The following is a 4,084-nucleotide window of genomic DNA, read 5'->3' as shown; positions in this document are numbered from 1 at the left end:
GAGTGAGGAACGCAGGATCAGCGCCGTATCGAGCCCGGGCACCAGCGTGAGCAGGCCCGCGACCACGGCAAACGCGAGTACCGCATCGAGGGGAGTCATGGGTACAGGTTAGAGCTGAGGGTGCTTGGCCGCGGTGACGTGACCCCCGCCGTCCCCCACCTGCGGCCGACGTTGCGGGAGGGGCGGGTACCGCCTACGTGCGCATGCAGCGCGGAGCCCGGAAAATCCCTGGAACCCAGCTTGCCCACCCGTGTCTTGATGGCACCACTGCGAAGAATTCGGCGCATAGCCGCAGTGGTGCCAACGAGCTTCGCGATGGTGGCGACGAAACGGCAGCGAAGTCCGGAACGTCCGGGGGCATGCGACGTCAGGCCGGTTGGGGCTGCAGCTCGGGCTCGATATAGGCCCTGCCGACGCGTTTGGCGATCACAGCGCAGACCAGCAGTTGGATGAGGTGGAACACCATCAACGGCAGAACCATGATCCCGACTTGCGCAGCCGGGAACAGCAGAAACGCCATCGGCAACCCGCTCACCTGGCTTTTCTTCGACCCGCAGAAGAACAGGACGACGCGGTCGGCGCGGGGGAGACTGAACACCTTCCCGGCGCCCGCGAACAAGGACATCACCACGGCCAGGAGAATCACGGAGACGCCCAACACCGTCAGGAGCTGTGCCGGCGGCACGACTGTCCACAGCCCCTGGGTCACGCCGGTGCTGAATGCCACGTAGACCACCAGGAGCACGGACCCCTGGTCGACGATCGACACCAGTATCCGATGCCGCCCTAGCCAGGCGCCGATTCGGCGGTGGAGCAACTGACCCGCGACGAAGGGTACGACGAGCTGGCCGATGATGCCGAGGATCGATTCCGGGGTGATGTGCACCTGCGAGCCGATGAGGAGTGCTGCCAGGACGGGGGTGATGACCACGCCCAGCACGTTGGAGATGGACGCCGAACTCACCGCCAGGGCCACGTTTCCGCGCGCCACCGAGGTGAACGCGATCGATGACTGCACCGTCGAGGGGAGGATGCACAGGAACAGGAACCCCGTGGCGAGAACCGGGCTGAGCACCGACTCCGGGGCGAGGGTGATGAGGAGCCCGAGAACGGGGAACACGACGAACGTACTTCCCAGCACGAGGAGTTGGAACCGCCACCTCGCGAAGCCCGCCATCGTCTGCGATGGGGCGAGTTTGGCGCCGTGGAGGAAGAAGAGCAGGCAGATCGCGGCGATGGTCGCGGTGTCCAGCGCCTCGGCCACGCCGCCCCGCGCCGGGAGAAGCGTCGCGATGACGGGCAGCGCGACCAGCGCGGTGAGGAACGGATCGAGACGGAACCTGCGTAGTGAAGCCACGCTGCGAGGCTGCCACTGGCGCGAACAACGGGAAACCCCATCGCCATGGTCATTGTTATCATCAGAACCGATGACCATGGAGCGCGATCTGGACCTTCGACTCGTGCGGAGTTTTCTCGCCGTGGCGTCGGAACTGAGCTTCACCCGAGCCGCGCGCCGGCTGGGTCTGAGTCAGTCAACGATCAGTGCACGCGTGCGTCAGCTCGAAGAGCACTTCTCACACCCGCTCCTGGAGAGGGACACCCACTCCGTCCGGCTCACGCCGGCGGGGGAGCGCTTCCTGACCTACGGCCATCGCATTCTCGCGCTGGCTGATGAAGCCCTGGACGAGAGCGGGTTCCATCATCGTCGCTACACCGTGCGGTTCGGGGTCTCGGAGGACTTCGCCTTCACCCATCTGCCGACCTTCCTCGAGCGGCTACGGCTGGAACATCCGTTTCTCGACGTGGAGCTGTCGATCCATCTCAGCGTCGAGCTGCATCGACGGTTGAGGTCAGCGGAGCTGGACATCATCCTCGCCATGCGCCCGGGCCCGTCGCGCGGTGTGGACGCGCTCGAGGTCGAGCCGCTGTTCTCGGATCGACTCGTCTGGGCGGCCCGAGCTGGCTACGAACCGCCTCTCGACGAGCCACTGCCCCTGGTTCTCTATCCGCGGCCCTCGGTGACGCGAGACGCGGCCGTCGGCGCGCTCGAGAGCCACGGCGTCGCCTACCGCACGGCGGCGACCTCGACAAGCCTCGCCGGACTGCGCGCAGCCACGCTCAGCGGTATCGGCATCATGCCGTTCGCCGAATCACTGATCCCGGGCGGGCTGGCGCTGCTGGAGGAGCCGGAGCTGCCGCCGATGCCCGACGTCGTCTTTGCCCTGGCGACCCGCCGAGCACCCACTCGTGCCACGCGCGACCTGGCGCAGGCTCTGCGAGATCACCGGGCGGACTTCACCGCTGGTAGTGGGTAGGCGCCGGTAGCGGATCAACGCCGTCAGGCACGATCCCGTCACGCACCGGGAATCCTCACACCCAGTCGACCGGCAGCGGCTTACGCCGGCCCCAACCGACGGTCTGCAGCAGCGGCTCGCCCAGCTCGAGGGACGGGTAACCGATGCACAGGTAGGCCAGCGGCCGGGCGCCTTCGGGGATCGGCACAGCGTCGCTGAGGTGGTCCGGGTCGAGCAGGCTCACCCAGCCCATGCCCAGGCCCTCGGCGGTGGTGGCCAGCCACAGCAGCGTGATGGCCGAGATGACGCTGTACTCCGACGCGGCGGGCATCGCCGTCGTCCCCAACACCGGCCCGTCCGGCGGCAGGTGGCTCACCACCAGGCCGACCGGAGCCTGGAGGATGCCCTCGAGCCGCAGCGTGTCGTACAGCTCGCGCCGCTCGCCGGAGAAGCGCTCGGCCTCGGCGGCGCGTACGTCCCGGAAACCGGCATGGACGGCCTCTCGAACAGCGCGGTCCTGCACCACGGTCACGTGCCACGGCTGGCTGAGCCCCACGCTCGGAGCGACCGAGAAGACCGAGAGCAGCCGCTCGATCAGCTCCCGCGACACCGGCGTCGGATGGAAATGTCGGTGGTCGCGGCGGGTGGCGAGCACCCGCCACAGCGCGTCCGCATCGGCCGCATGGAGCTCCCCGTGGTTCACGAGCGTCATGCTCGCACGAAACGCTGACTCCACACGTGGCCGGAGTCGGTCACCCGGGTCCCGGACGCGCCCACGATGAGCAGGCACTTCATGTCGATCGCGTTGCAGTCGAGCTCGCCCAGTGTGGTGACGGTCAGCGATTCCTCGGCGCGGCCGACGTCCCGGCCCACCACGACCGGCGTGGCGGGTGCACGATGACGCAGCAGCACGTCCCGGGCATCGGCGACCTGGTGGGTTCGCGAACGGGACGCGGGGTTGTAGACGGCCAGGACCAGGTCAGCGGCGGCGATCGCATCGAGCCGGCGGGCGATCACCCCCCACGGCTTGAGTCGGTCCGACAGGCTCACCACCGCGAAGTCCGCGCCGATCGGCGCCCCGGCCCGAGCAGCCACCGCCTGCACCGCGGAGACACCGGGCACCACACGGATGTCGACCCCGTCGTGCCGCGGGTCCTCGGCGGCCTCGAACACCGCCGACGCCATCCCGAACACGCCCGCGTCACCGCCGGAGACCACGGCCACCTGCTCGCCCGTTGCCGCCAACTCCAGGGCGAGACCCGCCCGGTCGACCTCTACGGTGTTGCCGGAGCTGTGCCGCCGCAGCCCGGGCCGCTGCGGCACCCGGTTGACGTACGGCGCGTAACCCACGACGTGGTCCACCCCGGCGAGTACCCGCGCGGCCTCCGGCGTCAGCCAGTCGTCCGGCCCGGGGCCCAGCCCCACCACGTGCACGACGCCGCGGGCGCCGGGAGCAGCGGGGTCGGGGGTCGACGCGGTCAGCTGCGCGGGTCGGCGGCCGGTGGGGTCGTGGTGGTGCGAGTCCCCGGGGACGACGACGAGGGAGAAGTACGGCACGGTCGCCGGGTCGACCTCGCAAACCGGGTGATGCGCCTCTGCATCTGTCGAGGCGCGCTCGACGTACACCGCGCCGCCGAGCCGCCCTGCGGATTCGAGCGCCCGGCGCACGGCTGGGAAGTTGCGGCCGAGTTTCATGATGATCGCACCGTCGGTGTCGGCCAGTCGCCGGGCGAGCTCGGGCTCGGGCAGAGTTCCGGGCAGTACGGTGAGCACATCGGTCTGCCTGACCA

General features: G+C 69.2%; 4 protein-coding genes. 1 reads left to right on the top strand and 3 read right to left on the bottom strand.

Annotated elements, in window-relative coordinates:
* Positions 1–367: 367 nt before the first annotated feature.
* Positions 368–1,357 (bottom strand): bile acid:sodium symporter family protein, encoded by a 990-nt coding sequence (locus tag ACWIE7_RS18455; protein WP_454057283.1) that lies wholly within the window; start codon positions 1,355–1,357, stop codon positions 368–370.
* 70 nt (positions 1,358–1,427) lie between these two features.
* Between ACWIE7_RS18455 and ACWIE7_RS18450 the strand changes: the two genes are divergently transcribed.
* Positions 1,428–2,315: a LysR family transcriptional regulator gene (locus tag ACWIE7_RS18450; RefSeq protein ID WP_308281897.1), complete on the top strand. Its 888-nt coding sequence runs from the start codon at positions 1,428–1,430 to the stop codon at positions 2,313–2,315.
* 55 nt (positions 2,316–2,370) lie between these two features.
* Here the strand turns inward: ACWIE7_RS18450 and bluB are convergent, their stop codons facing one another.
* Both bluB and cobJ read right to left on the bottom strand, forming a co-directional pair.
* The gene (gene bluB / locus ACWIE7_RS18445) at positions 2,371–3,006 is read right to left on the bottom strand and encodes a 5,6-dimethylbenzimidazole synthase (RefSeq protein WP_454070225.1); all 636 of its coding nucleotides are present in this window, start codon (positions 3,004–3,006) and stop codon (positions 2,371–2,373) included.
* Positions 3,003–4,084 (bottom strand): precorrin-3B C(17)-methyltransferase (gene cobJ, locus ACWIE7_RS18440; protein ID WP_454070224.1); only part of this gene is annotated, 1,082 nt, incomplete at its 5' end. The genes bluB and cobJ, both read right to left, overlap by 4 nt.

The organism is Dietzia sp. NPDC055343 (genome assembly GCF_053645265.1).
This window is presented reverse-complemented; position numbering and strand designations above follow the sequence as displayed.